The sequence below is a fragment of the Pseudomonas sp. FW305-25 genome (assembly GCF_017351415.1).
In the GTDB taxonomy this organism is placed as follows: Bacteria; Pseudomonadota; Gammaproteobacteria; order Pseudomonadales; family Pseudomonadaceae; genus Aquipseudomonas; species Aquipseudomonas chlororaphis.
Genome location: NZ_JACNDE010000016.1, coordinates 1 through 16,481 on the forward strand (window position 1 = coordinate 1; position 16,481 = coordinate 16,481).

The 16,481-nt window shown below is 62.8% G+C and carries 14 protein-coding genes; 5 read left to right on the forward strand and 9 right to left on the reverse strand.

All coding sequences use genetic code 11. The features are described from left to right. The first annotated feature begins 169 nt into the window (after positions 1-169). Positions 170-997, forward strand: coding sequence for a bifunctional 2-polyprenyl-6-hydroxyphenol methylase/3-demethylubiquinol 3-O-methyltransferase UbiG (locus J4E58_RS16630; protein ID WP_087092799.1), 828 nt, complete (start codon positions 170-172; stop codon positions 995-997). A gap of 290 nt (positions 998-1,287) precedes the next feature. Here J4E58_RS16630 and J4E58_RS16635 read toward each other — a convergent pair whose 3' ends face one another. The 4 genes from J4E58_RS16635 to J4E58_RS16650 all read right to left on the reverse strand — a co-directional run bounded on the left by J4E58_RS16635 (position 1,288) and on the right by J4E58_RS16650 (position 5,280). Then, complete coding sequence (locus tag J4E58_RS16635; RefSeq protein WP_007923760.1) at positions 1,288-1,512, reverse strand: MbtH family protein; 225 nt, start codon at positions 1,510-1,512, stop codon at positions 1,288-1,290. An 81-nt stretch (positions 1,513-1,593) separates the two neighbouring features. Further along, complete coding sequence (locus tag J4E58_RS16640) at positions 1,594-3,006, reverse strand: aspartate aminotransferase family protein (protein WP_087092798.1); 1,413 nt, start codon at positions 3,004-3,006, stop codon at positions 1,594-1,596. Positions 3,007-3,276: 270 nt separating this feature from the next. After that, the gene (locus J4E58_RS16645) at positions 3,277-4,599 is read right to left on the reverse strand and encodes an ATP-binding protein (protein ID WP_087092797.1); all 1,323 of its coding nucleotides are present in this window, start codon (positions 4,597-4,599) and stop codon (positions 3,277-3,279) included. 3 nt (positions 4,600-4,602) lie between these two features. Next, positions 4,603-5,280 (reverse strand): response regulator, encoded by a 678-nt coding sequence (locus J4E58_RS16650; RefSeq protein WP_007922871.1) that lies wholly within the window; start codon positions 5,278-5,280, stop codon positions 4,603-4,605. Positions 5,281-5,432: 152 nt separating this feature from the next. Between J4E58_RS16650 and dsbD the strand changes: the two genes are divergently transcribed. The 4 genes from dsbD (at position 5,433) to J4E58_RS16670 (ending at position 12,232) form a co-directional block, all read left to right on the forward strand. Continuing rightward, positions 5,433-7,166 (forward strand): protein-disulfide reductase DsbD, encoded by a 1,734-nt coding sequence (dsbD, locus tag J4E58_RS16655; RefSeq protein WP_087092796.1) that lies wholly within the window; start codon positions 5,433-5,435, stop codon positions 7,164-7,166. Beyond that, on the forward strand, positions 7,166-8,038 hold the full coding sequence (locus J4E58_RS16660; protein ID WP_087092795.1) for a TlpA disulfide reductase family protein: 873 nt from the start codon (positions 7,166-7,168) through the stop codon (positions 8,036-8,038). The genes dsbD and J4E58_RS16660 overlap by 1 nt, the downstream gene beginning before the upstream one ends. After that, the gene (gene dsbG / locus J4E58_RS16665) at positions 8,014-8,781 is read left to right on the forward strand and encodes a thiol:disulfide interchange protein DsbG (protein WP_087092794.1); all 768 of its coding nucleotides are present in this window, start codon (positions 8,014-8,016) and stop codon (positions 8,779-8,781) included. The genes J4E58_RS16660 and dsbG overlap by 25 nt, the downstream gene beginning before the upstream one ends. A gap of 409 nt (positions 8,782-9,190) precedes the next feature. Then, the gene (locus tag J4E58_RS16670; protein WP_256583148.1) at positions 9,191-12,232 is read left to right on the forward strand and encodes an ATP-binding protein; all 3,042 of its coding nucleotides are present in this window, start codon (positions 9,191-9,193) and stop codon (positions 12,230-12,232) included. 130 nt (positions 12,233-12,362) lie between these two features. Here J4E58_RS16670 and J4E58_RS16675 read toward each other — a convergent pair whose 3' ends face one another. From J4E58_RS16675 to J4E58_RS16695, 5 genes are all read right to left on the reverse strand, one after another. Beyond that, a complete protein-coding gene (locus tag J4E58_RS16675; RefSeq protein ID WP_087092792.1) occupies positions 12,363-12,737 on the reverse strand; it encodes a DUF6124 family protein in 375 nt (124 codons plus the stop codon). Between the two features lie 505 nt (positions 12,738-13,242). Then, the gene (locus J4E58_RS16680; protein WP_087092791.1) at positions 13,243-14,295 is read right to left on the reverse strand and encodes a hypothetical protein; all 1,053 of its coding nucleotides are present in this window, start codon (positions 14,293-14,295) and stop codon (positions 13,243-13,245) included. A gap of 218 nt (positions 14,296-14,513) precedes the next feature. Next, entirely contained in the window at positions 14,514-15,332 is an 819-nt protein-coding gene (locus tag J4E58_RS16685; protein ID WP_087092790.1) for an alpha/beta fold hydrolase, read from the reverse strand. 317 nt (positions 15,333-15,649) lie between these two features. Continuing rightward, entirely contained in the window at positions 15,650-16,114 is a 465-nt protein-coding gene (locus J4E58_RS16690) for a hypothetical protein (protein WP_087092789.1), read from the reverse strand. 62 nt (positions 16,115-16,176) lie between these two features. After that, positions 16,177-16,395: a hypothetical protein gene (locus J4E58_RS16695; RefSeq protein ID WP_007922888.1), complete on the reverse strand. Its 219-nt coding sequence runs from the start codon at positions 16,393-16,395 to the stop codon at positions 16,177-16,179. Positions 16,396-16,481: the final 86 nt, after the last annotated feature.

Consider the following 16,481-nt stretch of genomic DNA (forward strand, 5'->3'; position numbering starts at 1 on the left):
GAACGTCAACGATGACGCGTATTGCCTGAGTGGACGCGTTGTTCTTGCATTTATCGCGAGCAAGCTCGCTCCTACAGGGGAAATGGCGCGGCTTACAAATTCCCCCAAGAATCGCCCGCCTCGGCGGTGCTAGCCTGCTGCTCCCATCGAACGGACAGGAAGCCCCGCCATGAGTGACTACCTCAAGCTCAACCAGGCCAACTGGGACGAGCGCGCACCGCTGCACGCGGCCTCGCCGGACTACCAGGCGCAGATGTTTGTCGACGACCCGCGGCACCTGTCCGAGGTGGTGCGTTTCGACCTGCCGCTGCTGGGCAACATCAGCGGCCTGCGCGGTGTGCATCTGCAATGCCATATCGGCACCGACACCCTGTCGCTGGCCCGCCTCGGCGCGCGGATGACCGGGCTGGACTTCTCCCCCGCGTCCCTGGCCGAAGCCCGCAGCCTGGCGGCGCGCACCGGGAGCGCCATCGAGTTCGTCGAGTCCGACGTCTACAAGGCGTCCGAGGTGCTGCCCAAAGGCGCGTTCGATCTGGTCTACACCGGTATCGGCGCTCTGTGCTGGCTGCCCAGCGTCGACACCTGGGCGCGTAATGTCAGCGAGTTGCTCAAGCCCGGCGGCCGGCTGTTTATCCGCGAAGGCCACCCGATGCTCTGGGCCCTGGACGAAAGCCGCGAGGATGCGCTGGTGGTCGACCTGCCCTACTTCGAGCGCAGCGAACCGCTGGTGTGGGACGACGACAGCACCTACGTCAGTACCGACCGACCGCTCAAGGCCACGGTGACCCATGCGTGGAACCACGGCCTGGGGGAAATCGTCAGTGCGCTGCTCAAGCACGGCCTGGACATCAGCGGCCTGGTGGAACATCAGAGCATCCCCTGGGAAGCCCTGCCCGGGCAGATGCGCTGTGACGAACAAGGCGAATGGCACCTGCAACACGCCCCTTGGCGCCTGCCATTGAGCTACACCTTGCAGGCCATCAAGCGCCTGGGCTGACGCCCATAAAAAAGCCCCGCTTCTCTCACGAGGGCGGGGCTTTTTGCTAACGGCACCTGATCAAATCACCTGTAGGAGCGAGCTGGCTCGCGATAGCGTTATCCGCCTCGACATCGGCGTTGGCTGGTGGGTCGTTATCGCGAGCAAGCTCGCTCCTACCCAGGTACGTAGCCGCTGCCGCAGGCTGCGATCGACCGGAACGGTCGTCAGCGATCTTAAGAGCGCCGAAGCCCTGGCGGGCTTATCGCAGCCTGCGGCAGCGGCTACAGGTCAACGTCAGTACGCGGTAATCAGTTGGCCGCCGCCTGGGCGTCCATCTTCTGCCGCAGGCTCAGCGGACGCATGTCGGTCCACACCTCTTCGATGTAGGCCAGGCACTCTTTCTTGAAGCCGCTCTTGCCCACGGTGCGCCAGCCCTGTGGCACAGCCTTGTAGTCCGGCCAGATCGAATACTGCTCCTCATGGTTGACCACTACCTGGAAGAGGATGTCCTCGCGGTCGAATACTGAAGTCATTACGTGTCTCCATCGCTATAAGGCTCGCTGCGCTGAACGCGCAGCGGTTGTGAATAAGGAACGTTCAAGGCCCGTGGAAAATTAGAGGCTGGCGACCGCCGCCGCCAACGCGCGGCTGAAAATATCCGCCACCTGGTCGATTTGCGCCGCGGTGATCACCAGCGGCGGCAGGAAACGCACCACGCTGCCATGGCGCCCGCCCATTTCCAGGATCAACCCGCGCTTGAGGCATTCACGCTGCACCAGCGGCGCCAGGCGACTGAACTGCGGCGGATGGCCCAGGGCGTCTTTCTCGCCGGCCGGATCCACCAGCTCGATCCCCAGCATCAGGCCGCGCCCGCGAATGTCGCCCATCTGCGGATAGTCGCGCTGCAGGATCCGCAGGTGCTCGCTCAAACGCTCGCCCATGGCGGCGGCATGCTCGGCCACCCGGTGTTCCTTGAGGTAGCGCATCACCGCGGAACCGGTGGCCATGGCCATCTGATTGCCACGGAAGGTGCCGGCATGGGCGCCCGGCAGCCAGGTGTCGAGCCAGTCGCGGTAGACCACCACCGCCATCGGCAGGCTGCCGCCGATGGCCTTGGACAGCACCACCACATCCGGAATGATCCCGGCGTGCTCGAAGGCGAACATCTTGCCGGTACGAGCGAAACCGCTCTGGATCTCGTCAACGATCAAGGCCACGCCGGCCTTTTCGGTGATCCGACGCACGCCGCGCAGCCAGTCGAGGTCGGCGGGAATCACCCCACCCTCGCCCTGCACCGCTTCGACGATGATCGCCGCTGGCAGCTGCACGCCGGCTTCCGGATCGCTCAGCAGGTTTTCCAGGTAGCTCAGGTTGGCCTTGACCCCCGCTTCGCCACCCAGGCCGAACGGGCAGCGGTAGTCGTAAGGGAACGGCAGGATCTGCACGCCGTTGGTCAGCAGCGCACCCAACGGCCGCTTCGGCCCCAGGCTGCCCATCAGGCTCAAGGCTCCCTGGGTCATGCCGTGGTAGGCGCCCTGGAACGACAGCACGGTGCTGCGGCCGGTGGCGGTACGGGTCAGCTTCAATGCCGCTTCCACGGCGTCGGTGCCGGTGGGGCCGCAGAACTGGATTTTCGCCTCGGCGGCCAGGGCCGGCGGCAACAGGCCGAACAGGTCCTGGACGAACTGGTCCTTGACCGGGGTGGTCAGGTCCAGGGTCAGCAGCGGCAGCTCATCGGCCAGCACCTGCTGGATGGCCTCGATCACCACCGGGTGGTTGTGGCCCAGGGCCAGGGTCCCGGCACCGGCCAGGCAGTCGATGAAACGCCGGCCTTCGACGTCCTCGACATGAATCCCGCTCGCCCGCTTGAGCGCCAGCGGGATCCGCCGCGGATAGCTGCGGGCATTGGACTCCTGCTGGTTCTGCCGGGCCAGCAACGGCGATTCGGTGAACTGGTAAAGCGTCTCGGCAGGCGCGGGACTGGTCCGCGCGGGCTGATCGTCGACAAGGCTGGTAGCAACTGACATCTCTCGAATCCTCACGCTGATGAGTTGAGCGAAACCGCACACCACACAGGTACGCAGCCGGTTCAGCGCGCACTCGCAGGTTTTCCTGTTCTGGAAACGCATCAGCGACGAGAGGATTTACACCCGGGCGGCGGTTTATTGCGTGGGGAGATAACGGGAAGCGGACGAATCGTCAGGGGACAGGGGGGATTCGAGTTTTTTCGCGAGCAAGCTCGCTCCTACAAAGGTTGTACTGCCCACTGTAGGAGCGAGCTTGCTCGCGATAGACCCTCAGGCCGACTGCAACGGCATGGTCAGCTCGACCCGCAAGCCATCGGGCCGGCTGTCGAAATGCAGCACGCAACCGCAGCGCTGGACAATCGCCTGGACGATGGCCAAACCCAGGCCGCAACCGGTGCTCTGGCCGTTGCGCCAGAAGCGCTGGGTCAGGTGCTGCAAGTCGTCCTCGGGAATGCCGTCACCGTGGTCGCGCACCTGGAAACGCACGCGATTGCCGATGGTTTCCAGGTTCAGCTCCACCGGCGCATCGCTCGGGGTGTGGCGCAGGGCGTTGTCCAGCAGGTTGCGCAGCGCGGCGATGGCCAGCACCGAGGGCATTTCCAGCGGCGCCGCCGACACCCGCTCGTCGATGTGCAGCCTGACCCGCTGCCGGGCACCGCTGGCGGCGTCCTGGATCGCGGTTTTCGCCACCTGTTCGGCACTGCACTGCACACCGTCCTCGAACGACAGGCTGCCTTCGACCCGCGCCAGCAACAGCAGCTGCTCCAGGGTCCGGTGCAGACGGTCGGCGCCTTCTTCGGCGCGCGCCAGGGATTGATCGCGGGCCGCGCCGTCGGTCATCCGCGCCACTTGCAGGTGGGTCTTGATCGCCGTCAGCGGGCTGCGCAATTCGTGGGCGGCGTCACCGGTCAGGCGGCGCTCGCGTTCGAGGGTCTTGGCGATGCGCTGGAACAGCTGGTTCTGGGTTTCCAGCAATGGCCGCAGCTCGCTGGGCAACGGCTGGATCTGCAACGGCTCCAGGGAGTCGGCGCTGCGGCGCATCAGGGCATCGCGCATGCGGTTCAGCGGCGCCAGGCCCTGGCCGATCCCCAGCCACAACAACCACAGGCAACCGAGCAAGGCCACGCCGACCGGCACCGAAGCCGCCAGCAGCACCGACATGTTCAGCGCTTCACGCTCGACCTGGCGATCAGCGGTGGTGATGCGCAGGTCGCCCCGGGCCAGGGTGAAACTGCGCCAGCGCACACCGTCGATCATCTGGTCGTGAAAACCCATGCGCTCGGCTTCGAGCTTTTCGTCGGGATGGTTATGGCTGCGGGCGAGGATCTCGCCGCGCAGGGAGCTGACCTGGCAGGCCATGCCCCCGGGAATGTTCAGCTGTTCGGCGCTGAAATGGGTGCCCTCGCCCTTGCTTGGCAAGGCCGGCAATTGTTCCAGCAGGCCGGCGACCATGCGCGCCGACGCCACCAGGCGCTGGTCGAGGGAAAACATCATCTGGTTGCGCAGGTCGCTGAACATCCAGGCCGCGGCCAGCGCCCAGATCAGCACGAAGGCCGCGCCGATGGTCAGGCTCAGGCGCAAACGCAGGCTCATCACTTACGACTCCTCCCCGCCATCCGCCGGCCCCAGGCGATAGCCCAGGCCGCGCACGGTCTCGACGATGCCGTTGCCGAGTTTGCGCCGCAGGTGGTGGATGTGCACGTTGAGGGCATTGCTTTCCAGTTCGTCGTTGAAACCGTAGACGCTGTCCTTGAGCTGCTCGCTGGACAGCACCCGGCCACGGTTGTGCAGCAGCGCCTGGAGCAGCGCCTGCTCGCGCCGCGACAGGTCCACCGGCTGGCCGCCGAGCTGGGTTTCGCGGGTGCTCGGGTCGTAGGTCAGGCGGCCGTGCTCGATCAGGTTGACGCTGCGCCCCGCCACCCGGCGCAACAGGGTATGCAGGCGCGCCGCCAGTTCCCGTAGGTCGAAGGGCTTGAGCAGGTAATCGTCGGCGCCGGCCTGCAGGCCGTCGACCCGGTCGGTGACCGAGTCCCGCGCGGTGAGAATCAGCACGGGGATTTCCAGGCCGTTGTGGCGCAGTTGCTTGAGCAGTTTCAGGCCGTCTTCGTCGGGCAGGCCGAGGTCGAGCACCATCACGTCGAATTCCGCCACGCCGAGCATGGCCCGCGCCGCCGAGGCGGTGGCCACGTGCTCGACCGTCAGGCCCTGGGCCGTGAGGCCGGCCACGATCCCGCTGGCAATCAGCTCATCATCTTCACAGACAAGTACGTGCATGGTGGAACCTGTAGAAAAGTGGGCATTAAAACCAGCGCCGATTAAGCCGACATTATGCCTGCACCGCTAGTGCCACAAGGCGTGCAGGGTTAATCATCGGTTAATCGCCATCGGCCATTGTGCGGTCACTTGCACCGGTTTAAGGCTTTTCCATGCGTCGTCTGTTCATCCTGTTGTTCATGCTGCTGTCGGGCCTGGCCCAGGCGGGTAACAACCCGTTCGAGGTCAAACCCGACTTTCTCCCGGTCGGCAAAGCCTTCGTCTTCACCTCCGAACGCCTGGCGTCGGGGGAAACCCAGCTGTTCTGGCAGATCGCCGACGGCTATTACCTGTATCAGCAACGGCTGAAATTCGACGGCCTGGCGGAGGCGCACACCCCGGCGCTGCCCGAGGGCGAGTCCCACAGCGACGAATTCTTCGGCGCGCAGCAGGTGTATCGCCAGGGCCTGGAACTGAAAATCCCCGCCGGCGCCACCGGCAAGGTCAAGGTCGGCTGGCAAGGCTGTGCCGACGCTGGCCTGTGCTACCCGCCGCAATCTCTGGAAGTCGACCTGGGCGGCAGCCCGGCCATCGCCGGCAATCCCCCCGAGGCCAGCGACCAGGCCCTGGCCAGCGGCCTGCAACAGCGGGCCCTGGGCTGGAGCCTGCTGGTGTTCTTCGGCCTCGGCCTGCTGCTGGCCTTCGCCCCCTGCTCGCTGCCGATGCTGCCGATCCTCGCCGGCCTGGTGGTGGGCAGCGGCGCCAGCCCGCGGCGCGGCTTCGCCCTGGCGGGCAGCTATGTGGTGTGCATGGCGTTGGTCTACGCCGCGATGGGTGTGCTGGCCGCGCTGCTCGGCGCCAACCTGCAAGCCCTGCTGCAACAGCCCTGGCTGCTGGGCAGCTTTGCCGCGGTGTTCGTGATCCTGGCACTGCCGATGTTCGGTTTCTTCGAGATGCAATTGCCCGCGGCCCTGCGTGATCGCCTGGAAAACGCCAGCCGCTCGCGCAGCGGCGGCAGCCTGGTCGGCGCCGGGGTGCTCGGCGCCCTGTCCGGCCTGCTGGTCGGCCCGTGCATGACCGCGCCGCTGGCCGGCGCCCTGCTGTACATCGCCCAGAGCGGCAATGCCCTGCACGGCGGGCTGATCCTGTTCGTCATGGGCCTGGGCATCGGCCTGCCGCTGTTGTTGCTAGTGACCGTGGGCAACCGCTTCCTGCCCAAGCCCGGCCCGTGGATGAACCTGCTCAAGGGCGTGTTCGGCTTCCTCTTTCTCGGCACCGCCATCGTGCTGCTGCGCCCGGTGCTCGACGAATCGCTGTGGATCGGCCTGTGGGGCGCGCTGGCGCTGGTCCTGGCCTACACCGCCTGGTATCAGATGCGTGCCGCCGGGCGCGCCGGGCACCTGTTCGGCGCCAGCTCGGTGGTGTTCGGCCTGTGGGGCAGCCTGCTGCTGGTGGGCGCCGCCGGTGGCAGCGACGACCTGTGGCGACCGCTGAAGGTCTACAGCGGCGGCAATGGCGTGGCGACCGTCAGCGCCCACGACGCCTTCAGCACCGTCAACGACCCGGCCGCCCTGCAAGGCGCCCTCGACACCGCCAGGGCCCAGGGCCAGTGGGTGCTGCTGGACTACTACGCTGACTGGTGCGTGTCCTGCAAGATCATGGAAAAACAGGTGTTCGGCCAACCCCAGGTCCTCGAGGCCCTGAAAGACGTGCGCCTGCTGCGCCTGGACGTGACGGCCGACAACGCCGCCAGCCGCGAACTGCTCAACCGGTATAAAGTGCCGGGGCCGCCGAGCCTGCTGTGGATCGGCCCGGACGGCGAAGAACGCCGCAGCCAGCGGATTACCGGTGAGGTAGACGCGGCTGCCTTCCTGCAACGCTGGACCGCTACCCGAGAAGCCCGTTGATGCTGACCTTTACCATCGGCACCTTTGCCATCGCGCTCAACCACCTGCTGCTGATCAGTGCTCTGGCGCTGGCCACCCTTGTCGGCTGGCGAGTCGCCAAGCGCGGTGGCGAGAACCCGGAATCGGTGCTGTTCGGCCTGTTCCTGCTGGGCATGCTGGCGGCGCGCATCGGCTTCGTGGTCGCCTACTGGAAGCATTATCGCCACGACCTGTGGCAAATCATCGACCTGCGCGACGGCGGTTTCCTCGCCTGGCCGGGGGCCATCGTCCTGCTGCTGGCCGCCCTCGCCTGGGGCTGGCGCCGCCCGGCCCTGCGCCAGCCGCTGGGCGCCGGGGTCGGCAGCGGCCTGGCGTTCTGGCTGCTCGCCACCCTGTCCCTGAGCCTTTTCGAACAAGGCACGCGGCTGCCGGAAATCGCCCTGCGCAATCCCGACGGCGCCACCGTGCAACTGACCAGCTACCAGGGCAAACCGCTGGTGATCAATCTCTGGGCCACCTGGTGCCCGCCCTGCCGTCGGGAAATGCCGGTGCTGGAAAGAGCCCAGCAGCAGCGCCCGGACCTGACCTTCCTGTTCGTCAACCAGGCCGAAAGCATGCAGAGCGTCAGCACCTTCCTGGCCACCCAGGAGCTGAACCTGAACAACGTGCTGTTCGACGACAGCGGCCGCCTGGGCAAGGCCGTGGGCTCCATGGCGCTACCGACTACGCTGTTCTACAGCGCCGACGGGCGCCTGCTCGGCAGCCACCTGGGCGAGCTGTCCGAGGCCAGCCTGGCCCGCGCCCTGGAACATTTCGACTCACCGCATTCGACCACGGCCACGCAGGCCGCCCCTTCAAGGAAATTGCCATGCCTTTCATCCGCCACCTGCTGAGCCTGTCCCTGGGCGCCGCCCTGCTCCAGGCCCCGCTGCTGCACGCCGAAGAACTGCCACTAGCAATCAAGAACATCGAAGCCAAAGGCGCCAAGATCATCGGCAGTTTCGATGCCCCGGACGGCCTCAAGGGCTATGCCGCGCAGTACCAGAACCGCGGCATGGCCCTGTACCTGACGCCGGACGGCAAGCATGTGCTGCTGGGCAACCTGTACGACGCCGACGGCAAGGACCTGAGCGCCGAGCCGCTGCAGAAACTGGTGTACGCGCCAATGGCCAAGGCCGTCTGGGCCAAGATGGAAAAGAGCAACTGGATCGCCGATGGCAAGGCCGACGCGCCGCGCGTGATCTACCTGTTCAGCGACCCCAACTGCCCCTACTGCAACATGTTCTGGGAACAGGCGCGGCCCTGGGTGAACGCCGGCAAGGTCCAGCTGCGGCACATCATGGTCGGCATCATCCGCGAAGACAGCCCGGGCAAATCCGCCGCCCTGCTGGCCGCCAAAGACCCGCAGAAAGCCCTGCAGGAGCACGAGAAAGCCGGCAAGGGCAGCAGCCTCAAGCCCCTGGCCAAGATCCCCGCCGAAGTCCAGGCCAAGCTCGACGCCAACATGGCGCTGATGGACGAACTGGAGCTGTCCGCCACCCCGGCGATCTTCTACATGGACGACAAGGGCGAGCTGCAACAGCAACAAGGCGCGCCCGCGCCGGACAAGCTGGGCAAGATTTTCGGGCCCAAATAAATGAGATGCGCCACGACCTGACCACTAATGGCCTTTAGCCTTACCGACAGCGTTACACTACTGCCTTTATTCACGCAGACAGGGATGTGACGTTTTGACAGCTCAAGGACAAGCTAGGCTTTTAGACATTCTCGACTACTGGCACAAGGTGGAATTCTTTCTACCTTATGCCCTCGGGAAATATGTTGAGGACTTCAAGAAATGGGAGACCCGATGGCTCTCCCAGGAAATTCTCCAGCAGAGCAAGGACAGCCACTGGCGCAACTTTTCCATACCTGAAGACCTTCAAGTCAAAGGCTTCAATCTCTATATCGGGGTCTTTGACGCCTCCGTCATTGCGACTCTTTGCGAACCGTATCTGGCCGCTTTATCGGTAGACGAGAACACCTTCTACGAAGAGCAGGAACGGGTGGAGCTTGAAGGTTTTACCTGCTTCGCCAAGATCAAGCTCAATGCTCAAGCCGTCCCGCAACTGGATGCCGTGTCACTGTCGACGGCTCCCTGGGCCCTGGGGCAAACGGTGAGCAAAGGGCTTGGTGCGCTTGGCCATCAAGCCTTCGAGGACGCCAAGGAGCAGTTGATCAAACTGCTGCACAACTTCCACGGACAGCGTCAGCAAAACGATGACCCAGCCTTGATGGCTGAGGAAGTCATGCATCTGCATCAACTGCTGTGCAACTGGGCCAGTTTCACGCCTGAGCAAAACAGCGGTAGCTCGGTCGCATTGCTTCAAGTGCTGACCCAGCCCAAGGTCGAGAAACCACTCACGCAACCCTCTGCGGCACAGGCAACGGAAGTCGAGGACGAAGAGGAGCCCGATACCGAGATCGACATCCTCAACAGCTTTTTCATAAAAGACATCGAGCGTGCGATCGCCAGCCTGCAACGCGCAGAACAGCCGCTGCCTTTGCTTCAATACCTGGGCGAAGCCGACCCGAGCAAAAGAATCGACCTGTATACCGACAATGGCCGCAAGGCCATTTACCAGGCCCTGCAACCGCAATGCATAAACCCCGGGCATTGGCCGGATGAGCCGGGCCATGCCATGAGCCTGATGCAACAGTTCGCGATCAATACCGCGCTCGGCACCTTGGAAAACAGTGGGGTGTTCTCCGTTAACGGACCACCCGGGACAGGTAAAACGACGTTGTTGCGCGACATGTTCGCCGAGAACATCGTGCGTCGGGCGCGGGTATTGGCGGGATACAGCGAGGCGGAAGATGCTTTCGTCGGCGGGAAAAAACCGCAGGTCACCTTCAAGGGCATGCCGAATACCTACACCATCCGCGCACTCAAACCTGAGTTGACCGGCTATGAAATGGTGGTGGCCTCCTCCAACAATGCCGCCGTGGAAAACATTTCCCGAGACCTGCCCAAACGCAAATCCCTGGGGAAATGCTGGAACGACGTGCAGTACCTGCAACCGGTCGCCCATAAGATTGCCGCACAAAAAAGCGATGGCAGCATCAGCGACCTGTCCGACGAGGACAAACCCTGGGGCTTGATCTGCGCCGCGCTCGGTAATAGCAACAACCGAAAGGTCCTGCAGGAGCGCATGTTCTTCGCCCCGGTAGACTCCACCGAGCCCAATCGGCCACTGACGATTCGGCAATGGGTGGATGAATACAAGGGTCCCACCTTCAAGGATGCCAGCGCAGCCTTCAAAAAAGCCGATGAGGAGGTCAGCAAAGCACTGGAGGAACGAGCCCGTTACGCCAGCCTGCTGGAAGAAATGGCGGCTACCGATGAACAGGCCTTCCTGCACCTTCAGCAACACTCATTCAATCAGGCCGAACAGACCAGGGCGTCCGCCCAGCAAGCCCTCGACCGCCAGCAACAGCAACTGCAAGCAACAGCGCAACACCTGAGCAGCCTTCAGGAACTGGAGCGCCTGATAGATCGCAGCCGTCCGGTCTGGTGGAAGCGCTTGTTCAATACTCAAGCCGCTAAAACCCACCGTGACGAACAACTGGAAAATGCCCGGCTTCAGCGTCTGGCGCATGAAGAGATCAACCGCGCGAAAAGCCTTCTGAACAAAAGCCTCAAACCAGAACTTGAAAGCGCGCAAACCGCATTGCTGTTCTGTAAAAGCGAACTCGATACCCGTCTGGCGCAATGGCAAGACAAGTGCCGATGCCTGGACGATTTCGCCAGCCGCCTGGGCCGTCCGAACCTGCCAGGCCAGCTCAGTGAGCTGGAGAACAGAGACTTCCAGATCAATGGGCTTTGGCATGATGAAGCACTCAATCGCTTGCGCTCGACCTTGTTCGCCGCGGCGTTGACCCTGCATGAAGCCTGGCTGGCCGAGGTGGCGCCCTCGGGCTCGAACGGCAAGGGCTTCAGCGCCAACCTCGCCGCCATCAGCCTGTTGCTGAGCAACAAGACACCCGAGGATGAGCGACTGACCCAGGTGCTATGGCAAAGCCTGTTCATGGTGATCCCGGTGGTCTCGAGCACCTTTGCCTCCTTTGCCAACCAGTTCCGTGGGTTGGGTGCTGGCTCTTTGGGTTGGCTGTACATCGACGAGGCGGGACAGGCCGTGCCCCAGGCCGCCGTCGGTGCCTTGTGGCGGGCACAAAGAGCCATGGTGGTGGGCGACCCCCTGCAAATCGAGCCGGTCTTCACCCTGCCGCAACGCCTGGTCAAGACCCTGGGCCAGCTATCGGTACACACGGCGAACGATGCCTTCGCCCCCAATCGTGTGTCGGTGCAAAGCCTGGCGGACCACAACAATCTGTATGGCAGCGTGTTCAAGAACGACACCGATCAAGAGCTGTGGATCGGCAGCCCGTTGCGGGTCCACAGACGCTGCATCGAACCCATGTTCAGCCTGTCGAATCAGATCGCCTACGGTAACAAGATGGTCTTTGGCCTGCCCAACGCCCACGCCGAACAGGACGCCCCTGTGTACAGCTCCAGTTGCTGGGTCGATATCCCTGGCAATGTCGAACACAAACAGGTTGTCCCCCAGCAGATCGAGTTCATGGTCGATCTGCTCGGGCAGCTGTACCTGCGCGATGGAGAGCTGCCACAGCTGTACGTGATCTCGCCGTTCAAGGCCGTGCGCCTGGCCCTGCAAAAAGCCATACGCATGGCGGCCTGGGCCCGGCCCAACCATCGCCCGAAATTACCTGCGGGCGAGTTGAAGCAGTGGTTGAAAGCCTCCATCGGCACCGTGCATACCTTCCAGGGTAAAGAACAAGACACCGTGTTCATGCTGCTGGGAGCAGACACCGAGCATGCGGGAGCGGCGCAGTGGGCCGCCTCCAAACCTAACCTGCTGAACGTTGCCCTCACCCGGGCCAAACGTCGGGTCTATCTGGTGGGGGATTTCGAACTGTGGGGGTCGCTGCGCTACTTCGATGCGGTGAGTCGCGGCAAATTCCCGCTGCAAAGAATGGGGCCTGCTGCCTTTCTGGCAAAACTGAATGCTTTGGAAGAACAGGCCTAAAGTTGAACACCGTCAGCGCCTGACGCTGACCTGAGCGCTCGCCCCCACGGATACCTGATTGTGAAACGACCATCAGGCCCCCGTGGGGGCGAGCCCGCTCACGATGCGCGCTTCAAAAAACAGTATCGGTTCAACGGGCGCCACGCCCATCCAGCAACGCATCCACCACCGCCCTGGCCATTTCCACGGAATGGACCATCGACCAGATCAGCCCACGCTCCAGGCCACTGCCGCGTTCGGTGATTTCATCGCTGACTTCTTCGGCGCATTTGAGCAAGAGCGAGACATGCACCAGGGCTTCTTCGGCGCTGATGCCTTCGCGTACGTGGAACAGGGAATCCGGGGTGACGCGTACCGACGAAGTGGCAGGCAGAGATGCAAACGGCACAGCCTCGACAGGCTGCTCGGCCAAGGACTGGCGCAGGGTCTGATTGGCGAGTTTCAGTTCGGGGTAGCGGTAGGTGCTGGGGGAGTCGATGGGTGGATCGGGGACTAGCTTTTTCATGGTTGAGTTCCTTGCAGAGAAAAGGAACTGACACCGTTCGCTTGCACACGAATTAAGGTGGCAGCCGTACGCAGGTGTGCAAGACCGAGTCTGCAAGAACACCCGGCAGATCCGAAGATCTCCCGCGCACGGCCGCCATAACACCGCGGACATGAAAACGCTCAATCAACTCTGAGCGTTTATGCGTCTTTGCAGAATTCGGACTTGCACATCCGAGTCATCGATTTGGCGATGACCCAGGCAGCCTAGCCCCGCATACAGGCGCACTCAAGCGCGCAGAAGTTTCTAGGAAATACCTTACAAAAGAAAGCGAATTGGCCCCCTGTAGCCGCTGCCGAGCCTGCGAGGCTGCGATCGACTGCGCAGCAGGCGCCAAACCTGCCCATGCGGTGTGTCAGGCAAAAAACCGTCGCCTGGTTTACGGCCGCTTCGCGCCCGATCGCAGCCTCGCAGGCTCGGCAGCGGCTACAGGGACGCGTCAGCATTCGGCATTTGTGCGTAAGGCTCAGGCGAACTCGTCCGGCGCTTCGCGGGCGAGGATGTTCTCCAGCTCGCCCGTGTCGCCTCGTTCGTTGAGGAGGCCGCTGACCTGATCGACCCAGACCTTTTCCGAGGCAATCCCGGCCCACGACTGGCTGCCGAAGCCGTGATACGGCCGGTCATCGAAGGTGCTGATCAGCAGTTGGTTGAAGCGCACCGTTTCCAGGTTCTTGCGTTGGATCTGCATCTGCAGCGCCCCCAGCACCTTCTGCTGCTCTTGCGGGTTCGGGCGATAGCTGAAGAGCCGCGGCGAGCTGAGCACCAGGAACTCCGGTGGAAGGTTTTCATCGATGGCCGCCTGCAAGCGGTAATGGCCATCGAGAATCAGGTGGCAGCTCAGGCCGCTGACGTACCACAGCAGGATGGGCGGCAAGCTGCCCTCGCGGGCTTTCTTGCGCCACCATTTGAGGCGCCCGGAATGCGGGTCCACTGCATGCAGGCCGACCACCGCGCCGCCACTCTCGCCCAACTCGACCCAGCGCGCCGCGCCGGGTTGCCGGTTGTCGAGGATGTTACGGCCGTAGATCGCCCACTGCGGCATATGGCTCAGGGCGTCTTCGCCGCCCTTGAAGTACCAGGCTTCGGTGCCGCTCAGCAACGGCCGCATCGGCTTGAGGGATTCCGGGCGCAGGGCCCGTACCAGCCAGTAGCCAGGGTAGAAAAAGTCCGGCTGGTGCTGCATCAACTGCTGGACGAAAAAGCGGCTCCAGGCCTTGAGGCGCAGGGCCGGGTCGAGGCGTAGCTGTTGCTCCACCTGGGGCGAATCGATGGGGCACACCAGGGTTTGCGGCCATTGCTCCAGCAGGTGATTGCGTACCAGCCACACGCCGTAAAGGCAGCGGGACATGGTGCCCCAGAGCAGCGTCTGGTCACCCAGCACCAGTTGCATGCGGCGGTTGTTGCCACTGAGCAGGCGCAAGTTCGGCTTGCCGCTGGCCGGGCGCTTGACCTCCACCCCGAGGCCGTTCCAGTTGCCCGCCAGATCCTCGATATCGCGCCAGTAAATCTGTTCCGTCATGGCCCCTGTCCCTGAATGAAAACGCCCGGCGCAGGTGCTTGGGCCTGCGCCGGGCGCGACTATAGCAGAGGGTCGGGTGGTGGCCGTGAGATCGAATCGCGGGCAATCGAGCGTCGACCGGCCGCTCCTACAGAAGAATGCGATCCACCAGGTGAAATACGGTTTCTGTAGGAGCGAAGCTTGCTCGCGATAACGTCAGCCCAGACGCCGCCGAGGCATCAGCAGGAATGCCGCTCAGCCAAAAACTTCAACAACGCCTCGGTGACAAACGCCGGATTCTCCAGGTTGGAGATATGCCCGGCCTCGGGCACCAGCTGATAAGGGCAACCAATCAGCTCGGCCATTTCCCGGGTTTCCGCAGGTGGGCGCGGTTTGTCCTGGTCGCCGCACAGCAGCAAGGTGGTCTTGGGGTCCAGCTGGTCCAGGCGCGACAGCAGGTCTGCGCGGCTGAAGGTGATGCGGCCCATGGGCACCACGCTTTCGCGCAGGCGTTCGCTGGGCAGTGCCGCGAGCACGGCGCGGAAGTCCTGGTACAGCGCCGACTGCGGGTCGATGCCAGGACGGAAGAAAATCGGTACCACGATGTCCAGCAGCTGCGGCGCGATCGTCCCGCTCTCTTCGATCTGCTTGAACAGCGAGAAGTAATACTGGCGGGTCGGCTCCGGCTCGGCCCCCAGATAGGTGTCCATCAGCACCAGGCCATTGATGCGCTGCGGCGCCGCCAGGGCCAGGCGCGCGCCCCACATGCCGCCCACGGACAGGCCAACCAGGGTGATGCGCTCGATCTGCAGATGATCCAGCAGCGCCAGCACCTGCCGGGCGATATCGTCCAGTGAAGCAGTGCCTTGCGGCCGAGCGCCGGACTGGCCGTGGCCCCACAGGTCCAGGGCGATCACCCGGTACTGCCGGGACAGCGCCTCGATCTGCGGCGCCCACATGTTCAGGTCCCACAGGTAGCTGCCGGCCAGCAGCACCGCCGGGCCGCTGCCCTGGTCCAGGTAGTGAAGGGCTTGTCCATCAATAGTCGCGAAGGGCATCAACTGTCTCCTGTCAGGTGGGCTGCGAAAAAGCCTCGGTAGACTGTGCCGGTGAAGGGTTGCCGTCAATCGGACAAGTCCTAAGGGCCGTGCCAGCCTGGAGGTTTTTCGCGAGCAAACTTGCCCCCACAGAAGATGATGGAATCCATGTAGGCTGCTGAACGCCTGAACGATGTGTATACCTTCGACACCCTTGAGTGAGATATCGAAGAGCGGCACAGCCGGCCCCTTCGACTCCCCTCCAGAAGTGGCAAATAGATTCAAAGTTCATATCAGAGAGTGCAAGTTGATCAGTTCAACGAGACTCACACTTTGAGCTATATCGGGGTTGCCGCAATAATGATCATCTCGTCCTGGGAAAAACTGTTGGTTACAACTTGCGGACAGCGGAAACAGGCATCGGGCCCCTGTTCATTCCACCAGCGACAGGAGGCTCTTATCGAGCAACGGGGAAGTTTGTCTGTTACCGTTTTTAATCTCTCTACGGTGCGCGATACAAGCTGGCAGCCTCCTTCCTTGTAGTGCTGGCATCGCATTTCCGCACAGGGTGCGGAAATGCGAAATACCTCTGCCGGACTGACAGGGACTGTTGATTCAGCCAGCTCTTTCGTCATGGGTATTGCTTGTGAAAGGTAAGCTACTTCAGGAGCTGCCACCGTGCCATTCACCACCCCGAATATTTTCGCTCCTTCCCATTCCGGCTGAGCACTTGGGCACAGAAGCTCCTTATTTCGACCGTTCTCAATCAATCGGCGGGATTTTTCCAACGATTTGGGTGGCATTTTATTCCCTCCACCAGCATTCCTTCTGTCCCTATTGGCTTGACGAAAAAATGCCGAAAAACCTAGACCTTGCCAATATTGGCAACTTCCTTGAGTTCGCCTACCGCGCTTTGGGGGAGCACTTGAATGTTGAAGTCAATCCTTCCACCATAAATAAGAATTTTATCGCGCAACGCTTCTCCACGAGTATCAAGCGCTCTTTGCAAACCGGTAGCGATTGCCGTGCTTATATCGGCAACAGACAGATTCGCTGTTACGCGGTCAAACTTTTCATTGGACATTTTAATTCTCCAAAACATAGCCGTTGAAATAACTGGAGGCATGCAAGCAGAACATCAATGGCGTTTTGGTGTCTCGGGGGCTTGGT

Bases quoted from the DNA above. Each gene is read 5' to 3' on its own strand.
- J4E58_RS16695 (WP_007922888.1), bottom strand. From the start codon at position 16,395: ATGTCCAATGAAAAGTTTGACCGCGTAACAGCGAATCTGTCTGTTGCC.
- J4E58_RS16680 (WP_087092791.1), bottom strand. From the start codon at position 14,295: ATGACGGAACAGATTTACTGGCGCGATATCGAGGATCTGGCGGGCAAC.
- J4E58_RS16660 (WP_087092795.1), top strand. From the start codon at position 7,166: ATGCTGACCTTTACCATCGGCACCTTTGCCATCGCGCTCAACCACCTG.
- J4E58_RS16690 (WP_087092789.1), bottom strand. From the start codon at position 16,114: ATGCCACCCAAATCGTTGGAAAAATCCCGCCGATTGATTGAGAACGGT.
- J4E58_RS16630 (WP_087092799.1), top strand. From the start codon at position 170: ATGAGTGACTACCTCAAGCTCAACCAGGCCAACTGGGACGAGCGCGCA.
- J4E58_RS16645 (WP_087092797.1), bottom strand. From the start codon at position 4,599: ATGAGCCTGCGTTTGCGCCTGAGCCTGACCATCGGCGCGGCCTTCGTG.
- dsbD (WP_087092796.1), top strand. From the start codon at position 5,433: ATGCGTCGTCTGTTCATCCTGTTGTTCATGCTGCTGTCGGGCCTGGCC.
- dsbG (WP_087092794.1), top strand. From the start codon at position 8,014: ATGCCTTTCATCCGCCACCTGCTGAGCCTGTCCCTGGGCGCCGCCCTG.
- J4E58_RS16685 (WP_087092790.1), bottom strand. From the start codon at position 15,332: ATGCCCTTCGCGACTATTGATGGACAAGCCCTTCACTACCTGGACCAG.
- J4E58_RS16650 (WP_007922871.1), bottom strand. From the start codon at position 5,280: ATGCACGTACTTGTCTGTGAAGATGATGAGCTGATTGCCAGCGGGATC.
- J4E58_RS16635 (WP_007923760.1), bottom strand. From the start codon at position 1,512: ATGACTTCAGTATTCGACCGCGAGGACATCCTCTTCCAGGTAGTGGTC.
- J4E58_RS16640 (WP_087092798.1), bottom strand. From the start codon at position 3,006: ATGTCAGTTGCTACCAGCCTTGTCGACGATCAGCCCGCGCGGACCAGT.
- J4E58_RS16675 (WP_087092792.1), bottom strand. From the start codon at position 12,737: ATGAAAAAGCTAGTCCCCGATCCACCCATCGACTCCCCCAGCACCTAC.